General features: G+C 41.1%; 3 protein-coding genes and 1 pseudogene. 2 read left to right on the forward strand and 2 right to left on the reverse strand.

Going from position 1 to position 4,427, the window contains the following annotated elements:
- Positions 1–619 precede the first annotated feature (619 nt).
- Together AC0YN7_RS29595 and AC0YN7_RS29600 are read right to left on the reverse strand one after the other, a co-directional pair.
- On the reverse strand, positions 620–1,333 hold the full coding sequence (locus AC0YN7_RS29595; protein WP_475813596.1) for a pseudouridine synthase: 714 nt from the start codon (positions 1,331–1,333) through the stop codon (positions 620–622).
- Positions 1,334–1,372: 39 nt separating this feature from the next.
- A complete protein-coding gene (locus AC0YN7_RS29600; RefSeq protein ID WP_475813598.1) occupies positions 1,373–2,608 on the reverse strand; it encodes an MFS transporter in 1,236 nt (411 codons plus the stop codon).
- A gap of 240 nt (positions 2,609–2,848) precedes the next feature.
- Between AC0YN7_RS29600 and AC0YN7_RS29605 the strand changes: the two are divergent.
- Positions 2,849–3,106: pseudogene (locus AC0YN7_RS29605) on the forward strand (cupin domain-containing protein); the annotation flags it as partial.
- Positions 3,107–3,148: 42 nt separating this feature from the next.
- Positions 3,149–4,018: a lysostaphin resistance A-like protein gene (locus AC0YN7_RS29610; RefSeq protein WP_475813597.1), complete on the forward strand. Its 870-nt coding sequence runs from the start codon at positions 3,149–3,151 to the stop codon at positions 4,016–4,018.
- Positions 4,019–4,427: the final 409 nt, after the last annotated feature.

A 4,427-nucleotide genomic window follows, 5' to 3' on the forward strand; every position in this document is an offset into this window, starting at 1 on the left:
GCCGCCAGCGTTCGTCCTGAGCCAGGATCAAACTCTCCATAATAGAAGTTTTCGCACCGACGCGATGTCGATGAGAAAAGCTTCAGGTGTTTGACTTGCTCATTACTTTTTATCGCTTTTTCTAATGATCCGTTAGGATCGTTAGGGCAGTTTAATACTCGTTGTTCAGTTTTCAAAGAGCAATCTTGTCTTTCGTTGTTTATCGTTTGTTCCGGTGTGTTTCTTGGCCGGAATAAGAATATACCATGTATCAGCCTACTAATGCAAGTCTTTTTTTGAAATTCTTTTTTATAATTTTAAATACCCACTTATTAGTCTTGTAAATCAAACAGGGGTACCACTATTTTGTGGCCCCCCTGTAAACAGTTACTATTAGAGTCACCCGTAATTGCATAACCCTCAAAGCTATAATCCGTATGAATGTAGGGCCGTCACTCTCGGGGCCGCATACACAAATTTCACTTTCTTATCCTTTAGAACGATGTCGCCTTCTCTATTAAAATTAATGATACCAATCGACTTCGCCATATCACTGTTATCATTAATGAATCGCTGCAGAATTCATCCTATTTCTGTAAGAGAGCATTTCTATTAACTAATAGACTAGCAATCACCTACTTTAGTTAATCATTAATTTACTTTTTATTTCTAATTGCGATTGGAGCGTTTGTAGCTCTTCGCTAGTTAGTTTTCTCCACTGCCCTTTATTTAAATCACTAATTGTAATATTCATAATTCGAATTCGTTCAAGCTTCAGCACCCTATACCCTAGAGCTTTGCACATTCTTCTAATTTGAAGATTTAGACCTTGTGTCAGAATAATTCGGAACTCAAAGTCATTTATTCGAAAAACATCACAGTGCTTCGTTATCACTCCAAGAATTGCAACACCGTTGGACATCTCTTGTATAAACGTTTGGGTGATCGGCTTGTCCACTGTCACCACATATTCTTTTTCATGACCATTCTCTGAACGCATCATTTTATTAACAATATCTCCATCGTTCGTTAACAAAATTAGACCCTCTGATGCTTTATCCAATCTGCCGATCGCAAAAATCCGAGTTGGATAATTTACATAGTCGATAATGTTCCCAGTCACTTCTTTTGATGCGGTACACGTAATCCCTATTGGTTTATTAAGTGCTAAATACACGGGCTCTGCTTTACTTGCAATCGGCTCTCCATCAATAAGTACAACATCGCTTGAGTCTACATCAGCCCCCGCCTCACAAACAACACCATTCACGGTAATTCTTTTTGCTTCAATTAAACGATCGGTTTCCCGCCTTGAACAAAATCCTGTTTCACTTATGTATTTATTGATTCTCATGCTGAGCCTGCTTTCTATTTCCTACTATTATGAAAAAAACTAATTCGTCTCTGCTGCTCTATCTTTATCAGGGTCCGTACCCTTTGTTTCTTTTCCAAAAAACAGCACAGCAAGTGCTCCAATGACGATTGTAACAAAAAACATCATAAACACCGTGGTGACTGCTGTACCCCGCGCCACTAACATACCAACCAGAAACGGACCGATTACCCCTCCAATTCTTCCAAAGGATGCAGCAAGACCAACACCAGTCGCGCGTACCTTCGTCGGATATAGCTCTGGCGTATAGGCATACATGCCTCCCCATGCTCCAAGGTTGAAGAAGGATAGACAAATTCCGGATGCAATTAGTATCCCTTCCGTTTCCGCATTTCCAAACCAAACCGCGCTTACTGCTGTCAGCAGCAAATAAACAACAAGCACGAATTTTCGACCGAACTTTTCTATAAAGTAAGCCGCAGTAAAATAGCCCGGAATCTGTGCCAGCGTCATAATCAATATATATTGAAAACTCTTCACGAGATCAAAACCTTTTAGCAGCATAATAGACGGAAGCCACAGGAACATGCCATAATACGAAAAAACTACAGTAAACCATAAGATCCATAGTGTAATAGTCGATTTTCGGTATTTTACAGACCAGACGGATGCCACTCTTTTCTTAAAATTAAGCTTTTGACTTTGCTGCTTATTAAAGGTCGGCGAATCCTGGATGGCTCGTCTAAGATATAACGCGTAAAAAGCTGGCAATGTACCGATCACAAAAGCCATACGCCATCCGTATTCAGGAATAACAAAGTAAGCGATCAGTGCGGCAGCAATCCAACCAAATGCCCAAAAGCTTTCAAGCAGAACGACTGCACGCCCCCTCTCTTTTAAGGGCACAGACTCCGATACGAGTGTAGTGGCCACAGGCAGTTCACCTCCAAGACCGAATCCAGCTATGAAACGCAGCACACATAGTGCGATAAAACTGGTTGCCAAGGCTGATAACCCACTTGCGATGGAGAAAATAAGCAGCGTCCAAATCAGAATCGCCCTGCGACCATATCGGTCAGCAAGCAAGCCTGATATTGCTGCTCCTACCGCCATACCAACCGAGTTAATTGCCATTACTAGTCCTACCTGCTGAGCACCGAGTTGCCATTCCACAGCCAGTGCTGTAACAATGAAGGAGATCATCCCAACCTCCATTGCATCGAACAGCCAGCTTAGCCCCGCACTGAATAGTAATTTTCGTTGTTTGGGCTCACGCAATAAGACTGATATCTTCATCATTAATGCTCCTTGTTTACTATAGATTTATCCTCTTAGGCATGAATATTTCGAAATTCTCGACTTTATGGGAAAAATAATATCAGATGTTATAAGTATGATCGTATCTCAACGAACTAAATCATATATTACCATGTGGCCAAATCAGTTTCGTCTAAGGAGTTTAACATTAAAACAGATCTTCATGATAGTTTACGTTAAAATGCCCTTATAGGGGGCGAAAGCAATGAGTAATTAGCCGGAAATTCATTAATGATGATGGAGGTACATTTTGAGCAGGGAGCTGAAGGGTAAGAACATAGCCATCTACATGAGTAAATGAGCTATTGCCTAAAAGGTAAAATTGCATTTCGTATAGACAGTGTGGAAACTATATTAACGGCTGGCGACACAATCTACATACCTAGTAATGCCAAACACGGAGTGACCGCACTTGAAGTCTCCACATTGCTTGACGTATTTTCGCCTATTCGTGAGGATTTATTAAAAAGGAGCTAAACGCTGCTTGCATCTACAATGCATTTATCAAATTAAGGAGAGGTGAAGCTAATTAAAACCATTGTATCGATTATCGGTAAATTACTGCTGCTGATGGTTATCATGTTTGTATTTATTATTTTTGCATTGATCGGTTATTTTCTTGCAACTGGCTTTTCCACTTCCAAACTCGAAAGTATTGCAAGCAGCGGTACTCTGATCTATGCACAAATGCTTGGCTTTATTGTTGCCACATTTATGATGTATGCATTTTTCGAACGAAAAAAAGGCTGGCATCTCGGCATTAAGCAACATGGTGCAGTCGTCTATGCTATACAAGGTCTGTTTACCGGAGCTATTCTTATTTCTTTATCCAGCGTGCTTATATGGGTTTTGGGAGGAATTGATTGGGAATGGATCGGCTTTAACCGAGAGGTAAACATTTCATTGTTAAAGGGCTTGCTGCTTTTTACGGGTGTGGCACTTTCCGAGGAAATCCTATCACGGGGCTATGTACAAGGGTTATTAAAACATCATTACGGCAGTGTTGCTGCTATTATCACAAGCTCAGTCTTATTCGCACTATTGCACGGCTCTAACCCAGGGATCTTAGACTCCCCGTTTCCATTGCTTAATATATTTCTAGCAGGACTACTGTTGGCACTCTCACGCGAGCTGACCGGCGGGCTTTGGATGCCGATCGGGCTGCATCTCACATGGAACTATTTTCAAGGATATGTATATGGATTCAGCGTTTCGGGAACCGACACCGTTCCATCTCTGCTGCAGGCGATCAATAATGGCCCAGATGCGCTGTCAGGCGGCTCCTTCGGGGTTGAGGGCAGCTTCACTTCTACGTTGTTTTTACTCGTCGGTATAATAGCGGTTTACTACTTTTATAAGAACAAAGCCCCTAGAATCGGTCGGTTTTAGTGTGAAGATGTGCAAAAACGATCTGTTGGAGGAGACACGAAAGTCTCTTCCAGCTTAGCGCGTAGTAAATATAATCCGTTTTGTATTACTCTAATTCTACAAATACAAACACTGACTTAAATAAACTCTACTGTATACTAGTATAAATTTAATACAGATATTGAAAAGATGCAGCTTGCTAGGCTGTTTTTCACCATAAAAACAAAAAAAACCTTGTATCACAAGGAATTTAAGTTATTACAATTAGATTTTCTCGGGCATTTTTGCACCTTCAAAACTGGATACGAAAGTAGTCTTCCTGAACCTTAGCTGTTTGTCTGCTGGATGTATGGGTCCATGCAAACTTTTTTAGGATAAGCCCTCGACCGATTAGTATTCGTCAGCTCCACACATTGCTGTGCTTCCACCC

The sequence above is a fragment of the Paenibacillus sp. J31R122 genome, from assembly GCF_056269185.1.